Annotated in this window: 20 protein-coding genes and 2 riboswitches; of the genes, 16 read left to right on the forward strand and 4 right to left on the reverse strand. The window is 36.3% G+C overall.

Annotation, left to right across the window (positions count from 1 at the left end; translation table 11 throughout):
* Window positions 1–74: 74 nt before the first annotated feature.
* Complete coding sequence (gene leuB, locus RBH94_RS07940; protein WP_307883114.1) at window positions 75–1,193, reverse strand: 3-isopropylmalate dehydrogenase; 1,119 nt, start codon at window positions 1,191–1,193, stop codon at window positions 75–77.
* A gap of 12 nt (window positions 1,194–1,205) precedes the next feature.
* Complete coding sequence (locus RBH94_RS07945; RefSeq protein WP_307883115.1) at window positions 1,206–2,381, reverse strand: 2-isopropylmalate synthase; 1,176 nt, start codon at window positions 2,379–2,381, stop codon at window positions 1,206–1,208.
* A 148-nt stretch (window positions 2,382–2,529) separates the two neighbouring features.
* Here RBH94_RS07945 and RBH94_RS07950 point away from each other — a divergent pair, with 148 nt between their 5' ends.
* The 3 genes from RBH94_RS07950 to RBH94_RS07960 all read left to right on the forward strand — a co-directional run bounded on the left by RBH94_RS07950 (window position 2,530) and on the right by RBH94_RS07960 (window position 9,079).
* A complete protein-coding gene (locus tag RBH94_RS07950; RefSeq protein ID WP_188223946.1) occupies window positions 2,530–4,080 on the forward strand; it encodes a hypothetical protein in 1,551 nt (516 codons plus the stop codon).
* Window positions 4,081–4,195: 115 nt separating this feature from the next.
* Window positions 4,196–4,320, forward strand: a riboswitch (SAM riboswitch).
* A gap of 107 nt (window positions 4,321–4,427) precedes the next feature.
* Complete coding sequence (thrA, locus tag RBH94_RS07955; protein ID WP_307883116.1) at window positions 4,428–7,829, forward strand: bifunctional aspartate kinase/homoserine dehydrogenase I; 3,402 nt, start codon at window positions 4,428–4,430, stop codon at window positions 7,827–7,829.
* Window positions 7,830–7,909: 80 nt separating this feature from the next.
* Entirely contained in the window at window positions 7,910–9,079 is a 1,170-nt protein-coding gene (locus tag RBH94_RS07960) for a PLP-dependent aspartate aminotransferase family protein (RefSeq protein WP_307883117.1), read from the forward strand.
* Between the two features lie 74 nt (window positions 9,080–9,153).
* On the opposite strand, the gene RBH94_RS07965 is transcribed toward RBH94_RS07960, so the two are convergent.
* Complete coding sequence (locus tag RBH94_RS07965) at window positions 9,154–10,362, reverse strand: DUF2264 domain-containing protein (protein ID WP_307883118.1); 1,209 nt, start codon at window positions 10,360–10,362, stop codon at window positions 9,154–9,156.
* Window positions 10,363–10,365: 3 nt separating this feature from the next.
* Window positions 10,366–11,568 (reverse strand): glycoside hydrolase family 88 protein, encoded by a 1,203-nt coding sequence (locus RBH94_RS07970; protein WP_307883119.1) that lies wholly within the window; start codon window positions 11,566–11,568, stop codon window positions 10,366–10,368.
* 151 nt (window positions 11,569–11,719) lie between these two features.
* Between RBH94_RS07970 and RBH94_RS07975 the strand changes: the two genes are divergently transcribed.
* The 13 genes from RBH94_RS07975 (at window position 11,720) to metH (ending at window position 25,804) form a co-directional block, all read left to right on the forward strand.
* Window positions 11,720–12,136, forward strand: coding sequence for an Rrf2 family transcriptional regulator (locus tag RBH94_RS07975; protein WP_188223950.1), 417 nt, complete (start codon window positions 11,720–11,722; stop codon window positions 12,134–12,136).
* Window positions 12,137–12,302: 166 nt separating this feature from the next.
* Window positions 12,303–12,566: a DUF2061 domain-containing protein gene (locus RBH94_RS07980; protein ID WP_188223951.1), complete on the forward strand. Its 264-nt coding sequence runs from the start codon at window positions 12,303–12,305 to the stop codon at window positions 12,564–12,566.
* A gap of 8 nt (window positions 12,567–12,574) precedes the next feature.
* The gene (locus RBH94_RS07985) at window positions 12,575–13,195 is read left to right on the forward strand and encodes a phosphoadenosine phosphosulfate reductase family protein (protein ID WP_307880425.1); all 621 of its coding nucleotides are present in this window, start codon (window positions 12,575–12,577) and stop codon (window positions 13,193–13,195) included.
* Between the two features lie 21 nt (window positions 13,196–13,216).
* Window positions 13,217–14,122, forward strand: coding sequence for a sulfate adenylyltransferase subunit CysD (cysD, locus tag RBH94_RS07990; protein ID WP_307880426.1), 906 nt, complete (start codon window positions 13,217–13,219; stop codon window positions 14,120–14,122).
* Between the two features lie 92 nt (window positions 14,123–14,214).
* Window positions 14,215–15,462 (forward strand): sulfate adenylyltransferase subunit 1, encoded by a 1,248-nt coding sequence (locus tag RBH94_RS07995; protein WP_307880427.1) that lies wholly within the window; start codon window positions 14,215–14,217, stop codon window positions 15,460–15,462.
* A gap of 44 nt (window positions 15,463–15,506) precedes the next feature.
* Complete coding sequence (locus RBH94_RS08000; protein ID WP_307880428.1) at window positions 15,507–17,600, forward strand: HEPN domain-containing protein; 2,094 nt, start codon at window positions 15,507–15,509, stop codon at window positions 17,598–17,600.
* Between the two features lie 22 nt (window positions 17,601–17,622).
* The gene (cobA, locus tag RBH94_RS08005; RefSeq protein ID WP_307880429.1) at window positions 17,623–18,387 is read left to right on the forward strand and encodes a uroporphyrinogen-III C-methyltransferase; all 765 of its coding nucleotides are present in this window, start codon (window positions 17,623–17,625) and stop codon (window positions 18,385–18,387) included.
* 9 nt (window positions 18,388–18,396) lie between these two features.
* Window positions 18,397–18,975, forward strand: a complete 579-nt coding sequence (locus RBH94_RS08010; protein ID WP_307880430.1) for a bifunctional precorrin-2 dehydrogenase/sirohydrochlorin ferrochelatase — start codon at window positions 18,397–18,399, stop codon at window positions 18,973–18,975.
* A gap of 18 nt (window positions 18,976–18,993) precedes the next feature.
* Window positions 18,994–20,046: an NAD(P)/FAD-dependent oxidoreductase gene (locus RBH94_RS08015; protein WP_188223958.1), complete on the forward strand. Its 1,053-nt coding sequence runs from the start codon at window positions 18,994–18,996 to the stop codon at window positions 20,044–20,046.
* A gap of 161 nt (window positions 20,047–20,207) precedes the next feature.
* The gene (gene epsC, locus RBH94_RS08020) at window positions 20,208–20,978 is read left to right on the forward strand and encodes a serine O-acetyltransferase EpsC (RefSeq protein ID WP_307880431.1); all 771 of its coding nucleotides are present in this window, start codon (window positions 20,208–20,210) and stop codon (window positions 20,976–20,978) included.
* Window positions 20,965–21,855, forward strand: coding sequence for a cysteine synthase CysM (cysM, locus tag RBH94_RS08025; protein WP_307880432.1), 891 nt, complete (start codon window positions 20,965–20,967; stop codon window positions 21,853–21,855). The genes epsC and cysM overlap by 14 nt, the downstream gene beginning before the upstream one ends.
* An 88-nt stretch (window positions 21,856–21,943) precedes the next feature.
* A riboswitch (SAM riboswitch) is annotated at window positions 21,944–22,070 on the forward strand.
* Between the two features lie 47 nt (window positions 22,071–22,117).
* Window positions 22,118–23,125: a homocysteine S-methyltransferase family protein gene (locus tag RBH94_RS08030; RefSeq protein ID WP_307880433.1), complete on the forward strand. Its 1,008-nt coding sequence runs from the start codon at window positions 22,118–22,120 to the stop codon at window positions 23,123–23,125.
* A 3-nt stretch (window positions 23,126–23,128) separates the two neighbouring features.
* Entirely contained in the window at window positions 23,129–25,804 is a 2,676-nt protein-coding gene (metH, locus tag RBH94_RS08035; RefSeq protein ID WP_307880434.1) for a methionine synthase, read from the forward strand.
* Window positions 25,805–26,015: the final 211 nt, after the last annotated feature.

The following is a 26,015-nucleotide window of genomic DNA, read 5'->3' on the forward strand; positions in this document are numbered from 1 at the left end:
TAAAAAAGCGCATAGGAGACTATGCGCTTTTAAGGACTACAATAATTTTAATTTTGGTGACTAACTCAAAGTAATTAAATGATTGTGGACTGCCCTAAATGTATGTTGGTAAAGTTTAGATTGGTTTCATCAGGATTGTTAATAAAATCCTCAATGAAGTCTCCTACCTTAGTTGTGGTTATATGATCGTATTTTGTGTTTAAATCGGGCGTGGTAATGTGTAGCTTAATAGATTTATCTACACCTTCACGAACCAATGCGGCTTCATCATCTAGTCCAAAATGTTCTAGCAACATGGCTGCCGATAAAATTGAGGCAATAGGATTGGCAATGCCTTTATTAGCACCTTTTGTATAAGCACCGTGAATTGGTTCGAACATGGCATGTTTTTCACCAATGGATGCTGAGGCTAATAATCCTATTGATCCCACAATAACGCTGGCTTCTTCCGATAAAATATCACCAAACATGTTTTCGGTTAAAATAACATCAAACTGTCTTGGATTGATAATAAGCTCCATGGCTGCATTATCAATAAATAAATAGTCTACAGTTACATCGGGGTATTGTGGGGCTAACTCTTGTACTACTCTACGCCATAAACGCGAACTTTCCAACACATTGGCTTTATCTACCAATGCTAATTTACGTTTTCTGGACTGTGCGGCTTTGAATGCCAGATGCGTAATGCGCTCTACTTCAAAGCGGTTATATTCGCAAATGTCCGAGGCTTTATTTCCATCATCACTTAATACTTTATCACCAAAATAAATGCCACCAGTAAGTTCACGGTAAATAAGAATGTTAGTATCCTTAATTTGCCTTTTTTTCAATGATGATTTATTTAGTAACTCTTCGTAAGCAATTACAGGTCTTATATTGGCGTATAAACCTAACGATTTGCGTAATCCTAAAAGACCTTGTTCTGGTCTAATTTTAGCATTAGGATCTAAATCGTAAGAGGTGTTTCCTATAGCGCCAAATAAAACGGCATCTGCGTTTTCACATAAATCTAAGGTTTCTTCTGGTAAAGGGATGCCAGTTTTTTGTATGGCACTTGCACCAACTAAACCTTCGGTAAAATTAAATACATGGTTAAACTCCATAGCGATAGCTTTCAAGACCTTTAGGGCTTGAGCTGTAACTTCAGGACCTGCACCATCACCTGGTAAAACAGCTATATTTAATTTCATAAGCTATGTGTTTTAAGCAGAAACAATCTCTTTGTATATTCTGCTGTTTTCTATAATATAGTGGATGTCGTTATCTTCAACTTCTTTTTTCTTGTCTGCGAATTCTAAAAAGTTTTGATAGATTTCATCTAATTGAAGTTTCGTTAATTCGTATCCAACATTTTTTGCTCTGTAAGCTAAAGCAGCTCTACCACTTCTAGCGGTAAGTACGATAGCCGATTCGGTAACACCTACATCTTTAGGGTCTATAATTTCGTAAGTTTCACGGTTTTTAATTACACCATCCTGGTGAATCCCTGAACTATGAGCAAAAGCATTTGCTCCAACAATAGCTTTGTTTGGTTGCGTGTAAATGCCCATGTTATCTGAAACCAACTGACTTAAACCATAAAGCATTTCAGTGTTGATGTTAGTGTCAAGGTTTAGATAAGGATGTTGTTTTAAAATCATTACAACTTCTTCTAAAGCTGTATTTCCAGCACGCTCACCAATACCGTTAATAGTACACTCAATCTGTCTTGCACCGTTTATTACACCTTCAATAGAGTTTGCGGTTGCTAAACCTAAATCGTTGTGACAGTGACAAGATAAAATGGCTTTATCGATATCTTTTACGTTTTCTTTTAAATATTTAATTTTTGCACCATACTCGCTTGGTAAACAATATCCAGTTGTATCCGGAATATTTAATACTGTTGCTCCAGCTTTAATCACTTCTTCACACACACGTGCTAAATAAGCGTTGTCTGTTCTTCCTGCATCTTCAGCATAGAACTCAACATCTTCAACAAAAGATTTAGCATATTTAACAGCTCTAACTGCGCGTTCTATAATGTCGTCCTGATTCGATTTAAATTTAAATTTAATATGAGATTCAGAAGTTCCGATACCAGTGTGAATTCTTGGTTTTTTAGCGTATTTTAGCGCTTCGGCAGCTACTTTTATATCGTTTTCAACCGAGCGTGTTAAACCACAAACTGTAGCGTTTTTTACAATTTTAGAAATGGCTTCTACCGATTTGAAATCGCCAGGGCTTGATACAGGGAAACCAGCCTCAATAATATCAACACCTAAATGATCAAGCTGTTCAGCTATGATTAATTTTTGTTCGGTGTTTAATTTGCAGCCTGGGACTTGCTCGCCATCGCGAAGCGTTGTGTCAAAAATTTGGACGTTCGTATTAGTCATTTAGTAAAATAAATTTTCATTTTGTATTACGAATGTATACTTTGGTTTTGTAAATGGATAATGGGTCGATTTTTTTTTACGATGTTTAACTGAATGGTTGTTTTGTTAATATATTGTAAATCAGTATTTTAAAACGGTTTTTAGAACTATGACAAAGGAACAAAAAGATAATTTGTTTGTATTGGTAAAGTCGCTTTCAAAGTCAGAAAAGCGCCAGTTTAAGCTCTATGTTGGTCGATTAGGCGTTAATGAAGATTCTAAATTTTTAACCCTGTTTAACATCCTGGAAAAATTACCTGCTTACGATGAAGCTGCCATTTTAAAAAAAGGGGTAGTAAAGAAAGAGCAGTTGTCTAATTTAAAGGCGCATTTGTACAAACAAATTCTTATTAGTTTACGTTTAAACCCGTCGCATCAAACTATTCGTATTCAAATTCGAGAACAATTAGATTTTGCAACAATACTTTATCATAAAGGATTGTATAAGCAAAGTTTAAAAATTTTAGATAAAGCCAAGAATTTAGCTATTGCTAACGAAGAAAAAAATGTAGCTTACGAAATTGTGGAATTTGAAAAAATCATCGAGTCACAATACATCACCCGAAGTTTAAATAACCGAGCCGACGAGTTGGCTATTCAGGCTAAGGAGTTAAGTCAGCAAAACGTAATTGCGAGTAAACTATCAAATTTGTCGCTACAATTATACGGACAGTTTTTAAAAACCGGTTATGTAAAAAATGCCAAGGAAAGCACGCGTATAATTAAGTACTACAATGCCCGAATGCCTAAGTATGATATTAATAAACTTGGGTTTAGGGAGAAACTTTGGCTCTACAAAGCAAACTTATGGTATAGTTTCCTGACCTTAGATTTTTTATCTAGTTATAAATACGCGACCAAGTGGGTCGATTTATTTTATGATAACAGAGATATGATGATTTTAAACCCTGTATTCTTTTTAAGGGGGAATCATTATCTGTTAGAGGCATTATTTTATCTGAGACATTACGAAAAGTTTAAAGAAACACTCGTTCGTTTAGAGAATGTGACTCAGGAAAAGTGGTTTACTAGAGATGATAATGTAGATGGGCTAACCTTTCTGTATATCTATAACAATAAGTTTAATCTTCATTTTATTGAAGGATCCTTTAAAGAAGGGTTACCGTTAGTTGAAGAAGTTTTAGATAAACTTAAAGAGTATCGCGATCGTATAGATGAGCATCACGTTATGGTGTTTTATTACAAAATAGCAAGTATGTATTTTGGAGCGGGTGAGACCAAAAAATGCATTTACTTTTTAGAGAAAATAATTAGTAATAAATCGCTTCAAATGCGAGAGGATTTATTGTGTTTCTCAAGAATTTTGAATTTGGTGGCGCATTACGAAGCCGGAATGGATTACAATCTGGATTCATTAATAAGAAGTACCTATAAGTTTTTAATTAAGATGGAAGATTTATACGAGGTACAAAAGGAATTTATTAAGTTCTTAAGAGGGTTAGGGGATATTTATCCGCATGAAGTGAAAAATGAATTTATTAAACTTCATAAGAAATTAAAGCAATATGAAAACGATCCGCATCAAAGTCGTGCCTTTTTATATCTGGATATTATTTCTTGGTTGGAATCTAAAATTCAGAACAGACCAATAGACCTTGTTATTAAGAACAAATTTTACGATATGCGATTTAATCGTTAGCGAAAAATGATTTTGGGCAGAATTTCAAATTTTTGAAAAATTTATCACTAAAAATTAGGTTTTTATCGATTTCTATTTGAATATTTGCAAACGCAAAGTTCAAACACTTATTGAAATGTTATCAAGAAAGGTGGAGGGATTAGACCCTTTGAAGCCTTAGCAACCCTTTACCTGTAAAGAAGGTGCTAAATTCTACCCAGTTCTAAGCTTACTTATTAGAACCTTATGGATAGATAACTATACAGATTACCGCTGGTAAACATCTATTCTTTATAACATTTTTTAAGCGCATTACTAAGTAATGTTGTTTCGAGCTGTTTTGTCATTAACAAAAACAAAAACATATTTTGAGTACAAAGTTGCATCATATTGATATAAAAGATTTCGTTACAGAAAGTGGTGTGTCTAATGCAGAAATTAAATTAAGCTACCAGCAGTTTGGTAAGGCTTTAGGTACTGCGCCTATTATTTTAATCAATCATGCGTTAACAGGTAATAGCAATGTTGCAGGTGAAGATGGTTGGTGGAAAGATTTGGTTGGCGACGATAAGGTTATCGATACCAAGATTTACACAATTCTGGCTTTTAATATTCCAGGAAATGGTTACGATGGTTTTATAATTGAAAACTATAAAGATTTCGTAGCCCGAGATATTGCAAAACTATTTTTAATCGGATTAAAGGAATTAAATATCAATAAGCTTTTTGCAATTGTTGGAGGTTCCCTTGGTGGAGGTATTGCCTGGGAAATGGCGGTATTAAGTCCCGATATTACCGAGAATTTAATTCCGGTGGCCACCGATTGGAAATCGACTGACTGGCTAATTGCCAACTGCCAGATTCAGGAGCAGTTTTTAATTAATTCTAAGAATCCGGTGCATGATGCACGAATGCACGCCATGTTATGTTACCGCACGCCAGAGTCTTTTAAGGAACGTTTTCAGCGATCAAAAAATGAAGAGCTGGAAATCTTTAACGTAGAAAGCTGGTTGTTGCACCACGGTAAAAAATTACAGGAACGTTTTCAGTTGTCAGCTTATAAATTAATGAATCAATTACTGAAAACCATCGATGTGACTAAAAACCGCCCAACCGATTTTAATGTGTTGGAAAATATTCATGGTAATATTCATATTGTAGGTGTCGATTCCGATTTGTTTTTCACTGCCGAAGAAAACAGACAAACACATAAGCAACTGGCGGTTACAAATCCGAATGTGACCTATAACGAAATCCATTCGGTTCACGGGCATGATGCCTTTTTAATGGAATATGAGCAATTAGAAAAAATAGTAGAAGGCATTTTTGTGCCAAACTCTAAAAACAGAAGAATGAAAGTATTAAAATTTGGAGGGAAATCTTTAGCAAACGGTAACGGTTTAAATACTGTTATTTCAATTATTGAAAATAAAATTAATAACGACGAAAAGATTACTGTTGTGGTATCCGCACGTGGTTCGGCTACCGATGATTTAGAGTCTATTTTAGAGAAGGCGGTAAAAGGAAAGGAGTATCAAGCCGATTTACAAGCCTTTAAAGATTATCAGGTTGATCCGTTACCGAGTATTGATTTTTCAAAAGAATTTGCGGTACTGGATAAATTATTTGAAGGAGTTAGTTTACTTGGTGATTATAGCAAAAAGACCAAAGACGAAATTCTGGCGCAAGGCGAATTGCTTTCAGTGAAATTAATTTCAAGTCTATTAAACGAGCGTAATATTAAGGCAGCTGCCGTTGATTCCAGAGAGTTAATCAAAACTGATGGTGTTTTTGGTAATGCACAGCCTATTTCACAATTATCGAAAGACAACGTTAAAAACTTTTATAAGAACACACCAAATGGTGTGGTAAATATTGTTGCTGGATTTATTGCTTCTAATGCTAATAATGAAACAACAACTTTAGGTAGAAATGGTAGTAATTATACGGCGGCCTTATTGGCAAACTTTTTAGATGCTGAAGAATTAGAAAACTATACACACGTTAATGGTATTTACACTGCAAATCCGGATTTAGTTGAAGATGCTAAAAAAATTCGTGAGTTATCATTTGGTGAGGCCAATGAGTTAGCAAACTTCGGAACCACGGTTTTACACGCAAAAACCATTATTCCGTTAGTAGAGAAAAACATCAACTTACGTATTTTAAATACCTTTAATGCTGATGATGAAGGAACGTTAATTACTGCAAAACCTAACTCTAAAGAGGTGACGTCGTTGTCTGTATTAGACGATGTGGCATTGATTAATTTAGAAGGTCGCGGATTACTTGGTAAAAGTGGTGTTGATGCACGTATTTTTGGAGCATTAGGAAGAAAAGATATTAGTGTTAGTATTATTTCTCAGGGGTCTTCAGAACGTGGTATCGGATTAATTATTAATGCAGATCAGGCAACCAATGCTGTGTTGGCCTTAGAAAAGGAGTTTGAAAATGATTTTTATTCACAAGATGTTAATAAAATTGGTGTTGTTGACGATGTTTCGGTAATTTCAATTATTGGTATCGAGTTGAGTTCATTCCATAAACCATTTAATGCATTAATTAGAAATCAGATTACGCCATTATTATTCAATAATACGGTAACTGGAAAGAATGTGAGTTTGGTAGTTAAAAAAGACCAACTGCATAAGGCGATGAATGTTATTCACGGAGAAATCTTTGGAATTTCTAAGAAAATTAACATTGCTATTTTTGGTCACGGTGGTGTCGGTGGTGCATTGATAAATCAGATTTTAAAATCTAAGAATGAAATAGAAAAGCGTAAGGGAGTGCTTTTAAATGTTTTTGCTATTGCAAACTCTAAAAAGTTACTTTTAAACAAGAAGGGGGTTGGTGAAGATTGGAAGGATGCTATCGCTAATTCTCCTTTAGAAAGTTCAATTCAGGATGTGATTGCTTTTGCTAAAAACAATCATTTAGAAAATTTAATTGCGGTAGATAATACAGCGAGCCCGAAGTTTCATGATAATTACATACCATTTGTTGAAGCAGGTTTCGATTTAGTGTCGTCTAATAAAATTGCTAATACCATTTCACATCAGTTCTATTCCGATTTACGCGCGCAATTAAAAGCGCACAATAAGGAGTATTTATATGAAACTACGGTTGGAGCAGGATTACCGTTAATTGATACCATTAAGTTGTTACACGAATCTGGTGAGAATATCACTAGAATACGAGGTGTCTTCTCAGGAACGTTGAGTTATTTATTCAACAATTTTTCTGTTCAGGATAAACCATTTAGTGAAATTGTTCAGGAAACTATCGATAAAGGATTTACCGAACCAGACCCTCGCGAAGATTTTTCAGGAAACGATGTAGCTAGAAAATTATTGATTTTAGCCAGAGAATTAGATTTGAAAAATGAATTTGAAGATGTAGCTGTTCAGAATTTAATTCCAGAGGAATATCGAGAAATTTCAGTTCAGGAATTTTTAGGGCAGTTAAATGTTTTAGACGACGAGTTCCAAAAGATTAAGGCAAATCAAGAGCAGGGACATGTGTTGCGTTATGTAGGTGACTTGTCTGGCGATTTATCTCAAGATAAAGGCGTTTTAGAGGTGAAGCTGGTTTCTATTCCAGAAGATAGTACACTTGGTCACGTAAAAGGATCGGATGCGATTTTTGAAATCTTTACCGAATCCTATGGAGAGCAACCAATTGTGATTCAGGGAGCCGGAGCCGGAGCAGAAGTAACAGCGAGAGGTGTGTTTGGAGATATTTTAAGATTGTCGAAACACGTAAATTAAATTAGATTAATATATTGAAGCCTTAATAGGTTTTTAAATAGTCGTCCTATATTAATGAGATGACCAAAACAAATATAGAAATGAGTCAAGAAAAACATTTTGAAACATTAGCAGTGAGAACGCAGTCGGAAACGACACAGTTTTCAGAACATTCAGTACCCCTGTATTTAACATCGGGATTTGTGTTTGATGATGCCGAAGAAATGCGAGCATCGTTTGCTGAAGAGAAGCAACGTGATTTATATAGTCGTTACAGTAATCCTAACGTAAACGAATTTGTAGAAAAAGTTTGTGCTATGGAAGGTGCAGAGAGTGGTTATGCTTTTGCAAGCGGAATGGCTGCAGTATTTTCAACCTTTGCTACTTTATTAGATGCAGGCGATCACGTCGTATCGTGTAGTTCTGTTTTTGGAGCAACTCATGGTTTATTCACGAAGTATTTTCCAAAATGGAATATTGAGTGTTCATATTTTAATGTGGACGATGTGGATAAGATTGAAAGTTTAATTAAACCCAATACTAAATTTTTATATGCCGAAACTCCTACCAACCCAGGAGTTGATGTATTGGATTTAGATTTTTTAAGTGCCATTTGTAAAAAGCACAATATCCTTTTAGTCATTGATAATTGCTTTGCAACGCCCTACTTACAGAACCCGATTAAACATGGAGCCGATATCGTAATCCATTCGGCAACCAAATTAATGGATGGTCAAGGTCGTGTATTAGGTGGTGTTGCTGTTGGTAAGAAGGAGTTGATTAGAGAAATTTATTTATTCTCACGTCTTACAGGTCCGGCAATGAGTCCGTTTAACGCTTGGGTATTATCAAAATCTTTAGAAACTTTAGCCGTTAGAACCGAAAAGCACTGCGAAAATGCACTTAAAATAGCTGAGTTTTTAGAAAGTCATCCCAAAGTAAAATGGGTGAAATATCCGTTTTTAAAATCACATCCTCAGTATGAAATTGCTAAAAAGCAAATGCGATTAGGGGGAAGTATTGTGGCCTTTGAAGTTGAAGGCGGTGTAGAAGGCGGACGTGCCTTTTTCGATAATATAAAAATGTGTTCACTGTCAGCAAACTTAGGAGACACCAGAACGATTGTAACGCATCCAGCCAGTACAACGCATGCCAAAGTTGAGCCAGAAGTAAAAGCAGCTGTTGGTATTACAGATGGTTCGGTGCGTATTTCGGCAGGACTAGAGCATATTGACGATATTATAGCCGATTTAAAACAGGCTTTAGGTTAGTGTTATCAATAAAATCAGAATAAAAAAAAGCGTTACTTTTTAGGGTAACGCTTTTTTTTATTCGATATTAAAATTTAATTCTGATAGGCATCTCGAAGGACTGAATCGTCGCCACCCCAGATTTTAACCATGGTCCATGGTTCGGATTTTGAGGTCCAGAACGAATGGTCTTCAGGTAACCCTAAAGGAAGAAACCCTAAAGAGGTTAGGTATAGACTTCCTGTGTTTATGTAAGGCTCCGCCATTTTTGGCTGATGACCAACAACACCTAATTGTAACCATCCTTTTTTATCGTAAGTGCCTTTGGCTTGTAGCACACGTTTTAAAACAGCAGTTAAAGCAGAACGAACCTGGCCTTCAGATAAATCTTTAGGTAATTGTTCTAAAAGTGCTATTTGAGCAAGTGATTGAAAACTTCCGAATCTGTAAACTGATGATCTTCCAACAACAGGGTAAGTGCCTTCCGGTGAAATCTGGCGTTCTAAAATTTTAGAATAGCGTTGCGCTCTTTTAATTACGTCGTCATATAATCTTTTGTAAGGATGATTGGCTTCTTTAATGGTTGTAACCACATCAATAAGCATAGGGTGGATAACGAATGAGTTGTAATAATCCCAGTGGTAATATTTTCCGTCAGAATACAAACCGTCACCAACATACCATTCCATGTGTTTGTTTAAAGCATATTCAATACGCAAGTAGTCGGCTTCATCGGTTAATTTCACAAAAAAGGCTTCAACTGTTGCAGCAAATAGCAACCAGTTATTATAGGGGACATTTTTAATGGTTCTTGATTTTTTAAAGGCATCGATAACCATTTGTTTAGTATCCTCAGAAAGTGGTTCCCATAATTGCTTAGGCGCTCTTAAAAACCCTTGAGCAAGGAAAGCGGCATCTACCAACGGTTGTGCTCCTTTATCAAAATTTAAATAGTCTTTAGATTTTGGGTTAACAGCATTGTGAATGGCTTTTTGTGTTAACTCAATATATGTTTCACGAAGTTTACCTTCTTTGGTGTTGCTTGGCCCTAATTCTAACCAAGGTGCAATCCCTGCCATAAGTCTTCCGAAGGCTTCCAAACCAGCAAATTTACTGCGGTCGCCATAGTCAAAGCTGCTTTGCTCAGTAGGCATGGTAGCTTTAAGTTTGTCTTTTGCTAATGCGGTTAAGACAGGTTCAGACATTTTTGTTAGCTCTTCAACCCAAAGTTCGCGGTCGGTTTGAGCTGAGGTAAGCTGAACAGATATTAAAAGAATTAATAGGGTAATTATGTGTTTTTTCATGTTTTATTTTAAAGTTTTATTTCTGTAAAGCGCCTCAAGGAAATAGTAGTCGGCGTAATTTAATGGCACATCGATTTCTGAATTGTGAGGCAGACTTCCTACAGAATGTTTTAATAAGAAGCCATTGTTGGTTTGTGATTCAGCGAAGTAATCTGGACTACTTAAAGAGTTAATGATGCTATTGGCAAAACTCTTATAAGTCTTACGTTCTTTTTTATCTAAGAACGTGCATAGTTCATATAAAGCTGAAGCTGTAATCGCTGCCGCTGAAGCATCACGAGGTGTTTCGCTGTTTACAGGAGCATTGTAATCCCAATACGGAATGTTGTCTTTGGGTAAATTCGGGTGATTTTTAATGTAGTCGGCAATATGTAATGCTTGTTCTAAATATTTAGGGTCTTTGGTTTCTCTGTAACACATAGTAAAACCATAAAGTCCCCAGGCTTGACCACGTGCCCAAGACGAATCGTCGGCATAACCTTGGTGTGTTTTTTTAGCTAATACTTCGCCCGTTTCGGTATCGTAATTTAATACATGGTAAGAAGAGTAATCGTCTCTGAAATGATTTTTCATTGTGGCATTGGCATGAGAAACAGCAATTTTATAATAGGTAGAGTCTCCTGAAATTTTAGTGGCGTGGAACAGTAATTCCAGATTCATCATGTTATCAACAATTACGGGGCAGTTCCATTTTTTACTTGCGTTCCACGACTGAATAATGCCTGCTTTGGGGTGAAAACGCGTAGCTAAAGATTTAGCTGTTTGTACAATCACATCATCATAAGCTTTTGAAGGTGATTTTTTAAGGGCATTACCATAGCTGCATTCTATCATAAACCCGATATCGTGATTTTCTCTCCAATATTGAACACTATCTAACCGCACTGTATATTCTGTAGCAAGGCTTTCCCATTTAGAATCGTTGGTTAAAAGGTTTAAATACCAAAGCGAGCCAGGGTAGAATCCACTAGTCCAATCGTAAATACCAGTTAAACCTGTTTCTCCATTTTTTTTGATGGATCTGGGCATCATGCGTTTAGTGTTTAATTTGTTGTAGATGCTTTTGCTTAAAAAAGTATATTGTTCGGCACAGGCTTTAACAACTTTGCTATTTGACTTAGGAGGTTGCCTGTCACTGTTATTGTAACTTTGAAAAAGTAAGATGCAGGATAAAAGTGCTAGAGACTTTAAAATGTTTTTAATCATGTTTTAGAAATAGTTTTTTTAGAGGTTTCTAAAGTATGAAATTCTATTAAAATGAGTAAGTGTGTTCGATAACAATTATTTTAATAAATTTAGCTTTTGGCAATTTTTGGCCATGTTTATTAGATTTTAATTAATTAACTATATTTACACCATGTTATCTAAGAAAACAAAATACGGGTTAAAGGCGCTTACATTTATTGCGAGGCAAGAAGGTGATGTGCCTGTGCAGGTAGGGGAAATTGCTAAGGGAGAGCAAATCCCGCAGAAATTCTTAGAAAGCATTCTTCTAACCTTAAGGAAAGCTGGTGTTTTAGGATCTAAAAAAGGAAAACACGGCGGATATTACTTAAGGAACGAACCTTCTGAAATTAACATGGCCGACGTAATGCGTGTGCTGGAAGGCCCAATTGCTATGGTGCCATGTGTGAGTTTAAACTTCTACGAAAAATGCGACGATTGTGTTAATGAAGCTCAATGCAGCGTGCATAAACTCATGATTCAAGTAAGAGACAGTAATCTTAATGTCTTTAAGAACACCACTTTAGCCGATTTGTCTTTCTCTGGGTAGCTAATAATTTTCAAAAAATTACAAAGCTTTAAAAGATATTTTTCAGTTAAACTGATAAAAATTTACATTATTCGAAAAAGTTGAGTAATGTGCTTTGTCATGTTAAATAATGTTTTACTTTTGTAATTCCTATTAAATCTATAGGGTTAATGTAAATAGTAAAAAAATGATTGAGCAAGTATTAACAAATTCAAGTCAGAAAGAAAAAACTACCTACAAAACAGATGCGGCTTCAGAAAAGCCAATTAGAAGTGTGGTTAAGTCTTTAAGCTGGAGAACTGTAGGTACTCTGGATACTATTTTAATCTCCTGGATTGTAACCGGAGAACTAACCTTGGCCTTTTCTATAGGCTCTATAGAACTGGTAACAAAAATGGTGCTTTACTTTTTTCATGAGCGCATTTGGAATTCTATTAAATGGGGAAAATAATTTGAATTATGATTACAGAAGATACATTACACGAACTAAATAAGTCATATAAAGAGGCATCGCCATCTGAAATTATCAAGAAAGCTTTAGAGTTACATGAAAAAGCTGTCGTTACTACCAATTTCAGACCTTACGAAGCAGCTATTTTACATGCTGTGAAACAGGAAGCGTCATCTATTCCGGTGGTATGGTGCGATACCGGATACAATACGCCACAAACTTACAGACACGCCGAGCAGGTTATTAAAGATTTGGATTTAAACGTGTTTTTATACGTGCCAAAACAAACCACTGCACATCGCGATGTCGTATTGGGGATTCCAAGTGTCGATGCACCAGAACACGCATTATTTACAGAGCAAGTGAAGTTGGAACCTTTTAGACGTGCCATGGAAGAACACAAGCCAAAAGTTTGGTTTACAAATTTACGTCAGGGACAAACAGCTTTTAGAGATAGTATTGGTATATTTAGTGTGAGTAAAGATGGGGTTTTAAAAGTAAGTCCGTTCTATTATTGGTCTGACGCCGATTTAGATGCTTATTTACAAGACCACAATTTGCCGAATGAATTTAAATATTTCGATCCAACTAAAGCATTAGCTAACCGAGAGTGTGGTTTACATGCTTAAGAAAAAAATTAAAAAATTACGATGAACAAAGACACATCAAATATCAATTCATTAGAAAACGAAGCGATATACATTATTAGAGAAGTAGCAGCCCAATTTGAAAGACCTGTGTTGTTATTTTCAGGAGGAAAAGATTCTATAACCTTGGTAAGATTGGCTGTTAAGGCCTTTTATCCAGCAAAAGTACCTTTTCCTTTAATGCATATCGATACCGGGCATAATTTTCCGGAAACTATTGAATTTAGAGATCGTTTGGTTGAAGAATTAGGACTTGAACTTATTGTTAGAAATGTTCAGGATTCTATCGATGAAGGAAAAGTGAAAGAAGAAACAGGGCGTTACGCAAGTAGAAACCAACTGCAAACGACAACGCTTTTAGATGCTATTGAAGAATTTAAGTTCGATGCTTGTATTGGTGGCGCACGTCGCGATGAAGAAAAAGCTAGAGCTAAAGAACGTATTTTCTCTGTTCGTGATGATTTTGGTCAGTGGGATGAGAAAAACCAGCGTCCGGAATTATTCGATATGTTAAATGGTCAAATCGATTTAGGGCAAAACGTTCGTGTGTTCCCAATTTCAAACTGGACGGAGTTAGATGTATGGTCTTATATAGAAGAAGAAGATATCGAGATTCCATCTATCTATTTTGCTCATAAACGTAAAGTATTCTTAAGAGATGGTATGATTTGGTCTGCAGAGGATGAAGTAGTTTACAGAGATGATCATGAAGAAGTAATTGAAGAATTAGTACGTTTTAGAACTGTAGGTGATATGAGTTGTACGGCAGCGGTATTATCAGAAGCGACAACCATCTCAAAAGTAGTTGAAGAAATTCGCGAGAGTACCATTTCAGAGCGTGGAGCACGTATTGATGATAAGCGATCGGAAGCTGCGATGGAAAAACGTAAGCAGCAGGGGTATTTCTAAAACCAATTTTTTACCCACAACTACAAAAACTTTTTAAAACGAATTAAAAATTAAGCTAATAGTTCAGGCTATTAGTTACAGCATAAAAATTTATGGAAGTATTAAAAATAGCAACAGCAGGAAGTGTAGATGACGGAAAAAGTACGTTAATAGGTCGTATTCTTTACGATACAAAATCATTAACTACTGATAAGTTAGAAGCTATAGAAAAAACAAGTAAACAACGCGGTTATGATTACTTAGATTTCTCGTTAGCAACCGATGGTTTAGTGGCAGAAAGAGAACAGGGGATTACTATTGATGTAGCTCATATCTATTTTTCAACAAAAAAGAAAAGTTACATTATTGCCGATACACCAGGTCATGTGGAGTATACACGAAACATGGTTACGGGAGCATCAACGTCGCAAGCTTCTATCATTTTAATCGATGCAAGAAAAGGGGTTATCGAACAAACCAACCGTCACTTTTTTATCAATAATTTATTACGAATTAAAGATATTGTTGTTGCTATTAACAAAATGGATTTGGTTGATTACTCGGAAGAAGTTTACAATAAAATTAAAGCAGACTTTGAAGCTTTAATGAGTAAACGAGATTACCAAGATCAAAAAATCACCTTTATTCCTGTAAGTGCTTTAAAAGGCGATAACGTGGTTCATAAATCAGAACAGATGCCTTGGTATAAGGGAGAAGCGTTGTTAGAGCATTTAGAGCAATTAAATAAAGCCGATATTTACAATGTAGGTACACCACGTTTTCCTGTGCAGTATGTAATTCGTCCAAAAACTGATGAGTTCCACGATTTCAGAGGTTATGCAGGAAAGGTATATGGAGGTAATTTAAGTGTTGGAGATGAGGTTATGGTATTGCCATCTAAAACCAGATCGAAAATAAAAGACATTTACTTTTATAACGAAAAGTATGAAACGGCGTCAAGACGTTCATCAGTAACTATTACTTTGGAAGATGATATTAATGTAAGTCGTGGTGATATGATTGTTAAAGAAAACGATCTGCCAACTATCGATAAGCAGTTTACAGCTAACGTATGTTGGATGGATGCGACGACCTTAACACCAGGAACCAAGTACGTGGTTCAGCATGGCGTTAATAAGGTGTTAGCAAAAGTAGATCGCATCAATCATAAAATACATCCGGATTATTCTGGAATTGAAAAAGATGTTACTGAATTGAAAGTAAACGATATTGCTTCGGTAACCTTCAAATTAAACAAACCAATTTTTTACGATCAATTTAAAAATCACAGAACAAACGGTTCGTTCATTTTAATTGATTCGCAATCTAACAATACTGTTGGCGCAGGGTTTATTCAATAAAAAAATAAAAATTCTTTCTTAACGGAAAGGTCAGGTATGAAGTTATGCAAAGTTTTAGAACAGAAATAGAGAATCCAATTGTAGAGAAAGATATTATTGAATTAGCGAAAAAGATTGAGCTATTTAATAATGGCAATATAGATGAAGAGAAATTCAGAAGTCTTCGTTTAGCTCGTGGTGTTTACGGTCAGCGTCAGGAAGGCGTTCAAATGATTCGTATTAAATTGCCTTACGGAAAAGTAAAGAGCAACCAGTTACGAAGAATTTCTGATGTAAGTGACGAGTATTCTCGAGGACGTTTACATATTACAACGCGTCAAGATATCCAGATTCACTACGTTGATTTGAACAGGACCCCTGAGCTTTGGGCAGAACTTGAAAAAGACGATGTTACGTTAAGAGAGGCTTGTGGTAATACGGTGCGTAACGTAACGGCAAGTGAAACTGCAGGTATTGATGTAAACGAACCTTTCGATGTGTCGCCTTATGCCGATGCGTTGTATAAGTTCTTTTTACGTAACCCGATTTGTCAGGAAATGGGGCGTAAGTTTAAAGTATCGTTTTCATCAACCGATGAAGATACCGGATTAGCTTACATGCACGATTTAGGTTTTATTGCGAAAGTTGAAAATGGTGTTCGCGGATTTAAAGTAATGATTGGTGGTGGACTTGGATCACAACCACGTCATGCCGATGTACTTTACGATTTTCTTCCGAGTGATAAAATCATCCCAACTATGGAAGGTGTTTTAAGAATTTTCGATCGTTATGGCGAGCGTAAAAGCCGTGCCAAAGCGCGTATGAAATTTTTAATTAAAGACATTGGGTTAGATGCTTTCAAGGTTTTAGTTGAAGAAGAACAAAATGCGATTGAATTTAAAACGGTTGCGATTGATGCTGATGCTTACGAAGCTTCAGTGCCGGTTTCTGTTGAAGCGCCAAAGGTTGAAATAAAAGACGAACAAGCATACCAGACATGGGTAGCGACAAACCTTATTCCTCAAAAGCAGCAAGGCTATGTGGCGATTGGAATAAAAGTGCTTTTAGGTGATTTTTATACAGATAAAGCACGATTGTTAGCAGATTTAGTGGATAAGTATGCCGCTGGAGAAATCCGTTTAACACTACGTCAAAACATTGTAATCCCTTTTGTTAAAGAAGAGTTAGTGCCGTTTTTTTATACCGAATTAGAAAAATTAGGTTTTGTAGAAGTTGGTTACAATAAAGCAGTAGATATCACAGCGTGTCCAGGAACCGATACCTGTAATTTAGGTATTGCCAGTAGTACGGGTATTGCCGATGAGTTAGAGCGCGTTATTAAAGCTGAATATCCACAATATGTAAACAACGAAGATGTTGTAATTAAAATTAGTGGTTGTATGAATGCCTGTGGTCAGCACAATATGGCTAATATTGGGTTCCAGGGGATGTCTGTTCGTACACCAGATAAATTAGTAGCACCAGCATTACAAGTATTGTTAGGTGGTGGTAATTTAGGAGACGGAAACGGGTTGTTTGCAGATAAGGTGGTAAAAGTGCCAAGTCGTAGAGGTCCTGAGGCATTACGTCGAATTTTAAATGATTTTGAGGCAAATTCCAACGGAAAATCGTTTATTGAATATTATAAAGCCACAGGAGATCGTTATTTTTACGATTTATTAAACGATCTTCAAGATGTAACCAATTTAACTCCAGAAGATTTTATTGATTGGGGTAACGAAGAAAAGTATGAAAAAGAGATTGGTATTGGAGAGTGTGCAGGTGTTGTCATCGATTTAGTGGCAACCTTGTTCTTAGAAAGTGAAGAAAAAATTGAAAATGCACAGGAATCTTTAAAAGATAGAGTGTATTCAAGTGCTATTTATCACGCCTATAGTTCTTTGGTTAACTCAGCGAAAGCTATTTTGTTAGCCGAAAACAAAAAAACAAATACACATGCAGGCATCATTAGTGATTTCGATAAGTTGTTTGTAGAAACTGGTAAATTAGATTTAGGAGCTTCATTCTCTGATATCATCTATCAAATTAATAAATTTGCTCCTACAGAGGAGTTTGCTGTAAGGTATATTGCTGAAGCCAATCAGTTTTTAGATAAAGTGAGAGCTTTTAGAGAAGCTGATAAAAGTGTAGTAGCCTAATAGCTATTTAAAAAATAGAGCTATGAGTGAAATAACCCCAAAATTAACAGTTGTAGGTGCAGGACCTGGAGATGTAGAGTTAATTACATTAAAAGCCATTAAAGCTATAGAGGCGGCTAATGTAATTCTTTACGATGCCTTAATTAATGAAGAACTTTTAAAGTATGCTTCAGTAGATGCCGAGTTGATTTTTGTGGGTAAACGAAAAGGATGTTATGCTTTTCAACAGGAACAAATCAACGAGTTAATTGTTGCTAAGGCGAAAGAAAAAGGTCATGTTGTGCGATTAAAAGGAGGTGATCCATTTATTTTTGGTCGTGGTGCAGAAGAAATAGATTATGTAAGAGGTTTTGGATTGGAAACGTTTGTAGTGCCTGGAATTACATCGGCAATTGCAGTGCCAGCTTATCAAGGGATTCCACTAACAAAACGCGGGTCATCTGAAAGTTTTTGGGTGATTACTGCGACTACTAAAAATCATAGTTTGTCAACCGATGTGCCTTTGGCAGCGAAGTCAACAGCAACAGTTGTTATCTTGATGGGAATGCATAAACTGGCGGAAATTGTTGAAATTTTTAAATCGGAAGGTAAAGCAGATACGCCAATGGCAATCATTCAAAATGGTACAAGAGCAGATGAAAGTGTAGGTGTTGGAACCGTTAATACCATTGAAGCTATCGTAGCAGAAAAACAATTAGCCTCGCCAGCAATTATTGTTATTGGCGATGTGGTTGAAAACCGTGTTGAATTATCTTCTGTTAGTGAAGAAGTAAATAAATTGGTTTAGTTTTAAAATATGGAAAGGAATAATTTATATCCTATTTTTTTAAAGACAAGCCAGTTAAATGTACTCATCGTAGGAGGGGGAAATGTTGCTGAAGAAAAATTAGGATTTCTATTAAAATCAAGTCCAGATGCGAATGTTACCATAGTGTCGCCAATGTTTAGGGAAGGCACGCTGGCTTTAGCAGAAAAGGGAAATGTAAAATTAATAGAGTCGAAGTATAAAAAGCGTTTTTTAAAAGGACATCATATTGTTATTGCAACTACCGATGTGCCTGAAGTTAATGTGAAAGTACATAAGCATTGTCGTAAGCGCAGTATATTAATAAACGTTGCTGATAATCCACCATATTGCGATTTTTATATGGGCGGAATCGTCACGAAAGGAAACGTAAAAGTAGGGATTTCAACAAACGGTAAATCGCCAACGACAGCCAAACGATTACGTCAGTTTTTTGAGGATGTGATTCCTGAAAACGTAGACGATTTGGTGAAGAATTTAAACGAATATAGAAAAACAATAAAAGGTGATTTCGAACAAAAGGTGGAAACACTCAACGAATTTACCAAAGGATTAATTGAAAAAAGATAGTTATTAAAAAGTCATAAAATGATTAAAACAGACATACTTATAATAGGTGCGGGACCAACTGGATTATTTACAGTTTTTGAGGCAGGATTGTTGAAACTTAAATGTCATTTAATTGATGCGTTAGCTCAACCTGGCGGACAGTGTTCAGAAATATATCCTAAAAAGCCAATTTATGATATTCCTGGGTTTCCAGAAGTATTAGCGGGCGATTTAACAAAAAACTTGTTAGAGCAAGGAAAACAATTCGAACCTGGATTCACTTTAGGCGAGCGTGCTGAAACTATTGAAAAACAAGAAGACGGTTCGTTTATTGTAACAACCAATAAAGGTACAAAACACCATGCGCCAGTAGTTGCAATCGCAGGAGGGTTAGGGTCTTTTGAACCAAGAAAACCAGCTATTGAAGGTTTAGAAAATTACGAAGATAAGGGTGTGGAGTACATGATTAAAGATCCTGAAGTGTACCGTAACAAACGTGTTGTGATTTCAGGTGGTGGAGATTCTGCTTTAGATTGGAGTATTTTCCTTGCCGATGTTGCTTCAGAAGTAACCTTAATTCATAGAAGAAATGAGTTTAGAGGCGCATTAGATTCTGTTGAAAAAGTAGGGGAGTTAAAACTTTTAGGAAAAATAAACTTAATTACACCAGCTGAAGTAACAGGGTTACATGGTGATGGTAAAATAGAAGCTGTAACTGTAACTAAAGATGGTGAAGAATCTCGTATTGAAACCGATCACTTTATTCCATTATTCGGATTATCACCAAAATTAGGTCCGATTGGAAATTGGGGGTTAGAAATTGAGAAAAATGCGATTAAAGTAGATAACTCAAGAAATTACCAAACCAATATTGACGGTATTTTTGCTATTGGTGATGTTAATACTTATCCGGAAAAATTAAAATTAATTCTTTGTGGATTCCACGAAGCAACATTAATGTGTCAGGCGGCATATCGCATCATCAACCCAGGTAAAAAATATGTGTTAAAATATACAACCGTAAGTGGTATTGATGGATTCGATGGGTCTCGTAAAGAAGCACCAAAGGCAGTTGTGCAGTCTATTCAATAAGATAATGTATATTTGATTGAAGTGTAAACTTCATGAAATTATATCGACCATAACTGTATACTTTAATTTTTTAAGATGCAATTCATGTAGTTAAGACGTTCAAAAAGAAAAGAATCGATTAATTATGCGAATTGCATCTTAGCGTTAAAACCCATAAACTAATGAAACCGTGCAAAGAGTTAAATGATAAGTTGGTTAACAAGAAATATAATGTTCGCCTAAAGGATGTTGTAGAGAGTTTTACAAAAAACTTATTTTATTATTTGTTCGACGCTCATGATGATGAGTTAGAATGTCTTAAAACAACATTTTTAGAGATTGCCTGCAACTTTCAGATAGATAATGGTGAAGCCGAATGGAATGAATTTCAAACTAAATTTCCAACCATTAAACAAAAACTGGAATTAGATGCGGTGGCTGTTGTGAATTTCGACCCGGCAACTAAAAGTTTAGAAGAAGTCTATCTAGCTTGTCCTGGGTTTTATGCCATTTCTATTTATCGTTTAAGTCATGAATTGTATGTGCAGCAAGTGCCGATTATTCCAAGAATGATGAGTGAATATGTGCATGGCATTACCGGTATCGATATTCACCCTGGAGCGACCATAGGTGAATCTTTTTTCTTAGATCATGGTACAGGAATCGTTATTGGGGAAACCTCAATAATCAAAAATAACGTTAAGATTTTTCAAGGGGTGACCTTAGGGGGTATTCAGGTGAAAAAGAGCATGGAATCTACCAAGCGTCATCCAACTATAGAAGATAATGTGACTATTTACGCCAATGCAACAATCCTTGGAGGTGATATTTCAATCGGCGCAAACAGTACCATTGGCGCAAACGTTTGGATTACACAATCTGTTCCCGAAAATTCATTAGTAACCTATCAAACCGAAATAAAAATCAGACCCAAAAAGAATGGCATTCGTTAAAGGTATTTTAAATCATATAGGAAACACACCACTTGTTGAGGCAAGTCATTTGGTAGGTAAAGAAGGCGTAAAACTGTATTTAAAACTTGAAGGAGATAATCCGGGTGGGAGTGTTAAAGATCGTGCGGCTTTCAATATGATTAATGAGGCCTTAAAACGAGGTGATATTAAACCAGGAGGCACATTAGTTGAAGCTACAAGTGGAAATACAGGTATTGCTTTGGCGTTGATTGCGAATTTATTCGGATTGAACATGATTTTAATAATGCCTGAAAATTCCACTGAAGAACGCGTGAAAACCATGCGCGCTTACGGAGCAGAAGTGATTTTAACACCAGCCGATGTTGGTATTGAAGGGTCTCGCGATTTAGCATTTAAACTGCGTGATGAAAAAGGCTATGTGTTATTAAATCAGTTTGAAAATACCGATAATTGGAAAGCACATTACAAAACTACAGGGCCTGAAATCTGGAAAGATAGCTATGGTGAGGTAACACATTTTGTGTCGGCTATGGGAACAACAGGGACCATTATGGGGGTGTCAACGTTTTTAAAAGAACAAAATAAAGACATTACTATTGTAGGTGCGCAACCTGAAGATGGGGCTAAAATTCCTGGAATTAGAAAATGGCCGGAAGAATATGTGCCTAAATTTTTCGACCGATCTAAAGTCGATATAGTTGTTGATGTGAGTGAAGAAAATGCAAAAAACACAACGCAACGTTTGGCTAAAGAAGCCGGTGTTTTTGCAGGAATGAGTAGCGGAGGTTCCGTATTTTGTGCTTTAGAAATAGCAAAAACTATAGACAAAGGCGTAATTGTGGCCATTATTTGCGATCGTGGTGACCGATATTTGTCTTCCTCATTATTCGAATAACGGGAACTTTTTATTTTTCCTCATTTCATGAGGATAAAAAAAATATATATAGTATTTTTGCAGCCCTAGTTCATAAACTTAATAATTAATGTTATCAAGAAAGGTAGAGGGAATAGACCCGTTGAAGCCTTGGCAACCCTTTATCTTTTAAAGAAGGTGCTACGTTCTACTGCTCGTCCTGAATTTATTTCAGGAACTAATCAGAAAGATAACGGAAAGTCTTTTTACTTTTCTTGATGACATACAGATATAAATTATCAAAATGTCAAACATACACAAAGCCTTAGATGAGCGTATTTTAGTGTTAGATGGAGCCATGGGAACCATGTTGCAACGCTATAAATTTACTGAAGAAGATTTTAGAGGCGAGCGTTTTAAAGATTATCCAACGCCTTTACAGGGGAATAATGACTTATTGTCTATTACCCAACCGCAGGCTATAAAAGAAGTTCATGCTAAATATTTTGAGGCAGGAGCCGATATCGTAGAAACCAATACCTTTTCGGGGACCACTATCGCTATGGCCGATTATCAAATGGAAGACTTGGTGTATGAGTTGAACTATGAATCTGCAAAAATAGCGAAGGAAGTTGCTGATGAGTTTACCGCTAAAGAACCACATAAACCGCGTTTTGTAGCAGGTTCAATCGGTCCAACAAATCGTACGGCAAGCATGTCTCCAGATGTTAACGATCCTGGATATCGTGCAGTGACTTTTGATGAATTACGTATCGCATATAAGCAACAAGTAGAGGCATTGTTAGATGGTGGTGCTGATTTATTATTAGTAGAAACGGTGTTCGATACTTTAAATGCCAAAGCCGCATTATTCGCTATTGAAGAGGTGAAAGAAGAACGAAATATCGAAATTCCTGTAATGCTAAGTGGAACCATAACCGATGCTTCAGGTAGAACATTATCCGGACAAACGGCTGAAGCCTTTTTAATTTCAGTATCTCATATTCCGTTATTGTCTATTGGATTTAACTGTGCTTTGGGAGCGAATTTATTACAGCCGCACTTAGAGGCGATTGCAAATAAAACTGATTTTGCAATTTCCGCACATCCCAATGCTGGATTACCAAATGCCTTTGGAGAATATGATGAATCTCCAGAAGAAATGGGTGAGCAAATTGAAGAATATTTAAAGAAAAATTTAATAAACATAATTGGTGGATGCTGCGGAACCACACCGGAGCATATTAAAGTTATTGCAGATTTAGCTGCAAAATACAAACCAAGAAAAGCAGTTGAAACAGCGACACTTTAATACATGAAAGTAAAGCAAACAAAATACATGAAATTATCTGGTTTAGAACCTTTGGTTTTAAACGAAAACAGCAATTTCATAAATGTAGGAGAGCGAACGAATGTTGCAGGGTCTAGAAAATTTCTTCGTTTAATAAAAGAAGAAAAATTTGATGAAGCCTTAGATATAGCACGTCACCAGGTAGATGGTGGTGCGCAAATTGTCGATATTAATATGGACGACGGATTGATAGATGGAAAAGAGTCTATGGTGCGTTTTCTTAATTTAATTGCAGCCGAGCCTGATATCTCAAGAGTGCCCATGATGATTGATAGTTCGAAATGGGAAATTATCGAAGCTGGTTTACAGGTGGTACAGGGGAAATGTGTGGTGAATTCCATTTCCTTAAAAGAAGGTGAAGAGAAATTTATTTGGGAAGCAAAACAAATTAAACGTTATGGAGCTGCGGTTATCGTAATGGCGTTTGATGAGGTTGGTCAGGCCGATAACTACGAACGCCGTATAGAAATAGCTAAAAGAAGCTATGATATTTTGGTAAATAAAGTAGGCTTTCCCTCAGAAGATATCATTTTCGATTTAAATATATTTCCGGTAGCAACCGGAATGGAAGAACATCGTAAAAACGCCATCGATTTTATTGAAGCTACACGTTGGGTTCGTGAGAATTTGGAGAATGTAAGCGTGAGTGGTGGTGTGAGTAACGTGTCGTTCTCATTTAGAGGTAACGATACGGTTCGCGAAGCAATGCACTCGGTGTTTTTATACCATGCCATTCAAGCGGGGATGAATATGGGAATTGTAAACCCGACTATGTTGGAGGTTTACGACGATATTCCAAAGGATTTATTAGAACATGTTGAAGACGTTATTTTAGACCGTCGCGACGATGCTACCGAACGTTTATTGGACTTCGCTGAAACCGTAAAAGGCACAAAAGCAGAAAAAACAGTCGATTTATCTTGGCGTGAAAACCCAGTGCAGGATCGTATTACCCATGCTTTAGTAAAAGGAATTGATGCCTTTATTATTGAAGATGTTGAAGCAGCCAGATTAGAATCTGAAAAACCAATCGATGTGATTGAAGGGCATTTAATGATTGGTATGAATGTGGTTGGAGATTTGTTTGGTGCTGGTAAAATGTTCTTACCTCAGGTGGTAAAATCAGCGCGTGTAATGAAGAAGGCTGTGGCGTATTTAAACCCGTTTATCGAAGCTGAAAAAACCGAAGATTCAGAGCCTGTGGGTAAGGTGTTAATGGCAACTGTAAAAGGTGATGTTCACGATATTGGAAAAAATATTGTAAGTGTGGTACTGGCTTGTAATAACTACGAAATTGTAGATTTAGGGGTTATGGTACCCCCGGAAAAAATTATTGAAACAGCTATTAAAGAGCGTGTAGATGCTATCGGACTTTCAGGGTTAATTACTCCTTCATTGGATGAGATGGTGTATTTAGCAAAAGAAATGCAACGTGAAAATTTCAATGTACCATTGCTAATTGGTGGAGCAACAACCTCGAAAGCACATACGGCTGTAAAAATAGATCCGCAATACCAAAATGCTGTGGTGCATGTTAATGATGCGTCTCGTGCAGTAACTGTTGTGGGAGATTTATTGAATAAGAAAACATCTAACGAATACGTAGCCAAACTTAAAAAGGATTACGACGAATTCCGTGAGAAGTTCTTAAAACGCGGAAAACAAAAATCGTTTATATCTATTGAAGAAGCGCGTAAGCGTAAATACAAAATCGATTGGGAACAGACTGAAATTATAAAACCTAAGGAATTAGGTGTTCAGATGTTGAAGCAATTAAGCTTGAAAGAATTAGTGCCTTACATTGATTGGAGTCCGTTTTTTAGAAGCTGGGATTTACATGGTAAATTTCCGGATATTTTAACCGATGAGGTGGTTGGTGAGCAGGCTTCTATTATGTATAAAGAGGCTCAGGAGATGATTGAAGAAATCATTGCGAAGCAACTTTTAAAACCAAAAGCGGTTTTCGGATTGTTTGAAGCAAATAGCATCAATGATGATGATATTTCGGTTCAGAAGAAAGGAAAAGAAATAGCCGTGTTCAGAACGTTACGTCAGCAATTAAGCAAGCGTGAAGGGATTCCTAATCATGCCTTGGCCGATTTTATTGCGCCTAAAGACAGTGGAAAAACCGATTATATCGGGGCGTTTTGTGTTGGGATTTTCGGAGCTCAGGAATTAGCTGATGATTATCGTGCAAAAGGCGATGATTACAACGGTATTATGGCGCAAGCTATCGCCGATCGTTTTGCTGAAGCTTTCGCTGAATATTTACACAAGCAAATTAGAACCAAGCATTGGGGGTATGCTCCTGAAGAAGATTTTACCAACGACGATTTAATAAAAGAAAGTTACAAAGGTATTCGTCCGGCTCCAGGTTATCCGGCGTGTCCAGACCATTTAGAAAAGGAAACCATTTGGGAGCTTTTAGATGTTGAAAAGATTATCGGTGTTAAATTAACAGAAAGTTTAGCCATGTGGCCAGCGGCAGCGGTTTCGGGGTATTATTTTGCAAATCCTGAAGCGAAATACTTTGGTTTAGGGAAAATTACCGACGATCAGGTAACCGATTATGCGAACCGTAAAGGGATAGACAAAGCTAAAGCCGATAAATGGTTACACCCAAATATAGCAGACCAGTAGATTGCGTTAGCGATTGTCGTGGCATCCTTTTTAGAGGGACGATAAAAAGATAAAACAGAAAGAGCGACCCTGAGCTTTATCGAAGGGTAACGCCCAAAAAAGAATAAAAGGAAGAATTAACAATTTATTACTTTTTTCCCAACAAATAGAAATGATATAAATAAGACATTTGCAGCAAAATTAAAAACATGAAAAAGATACAAAGCGAAGC

The sequence above is a fragment of the Aestuariibaculum sp. YM273 genome, assembly GCF_030908365.1.
In the GTDB taxonomy this organism is placed as follows: Bacteria; Bacteroidota; Bacteroidia; order Flavobacteriales; family Flavobacteriaceae; genus Aestuariibaculum; species Aestuariibaculum marinum.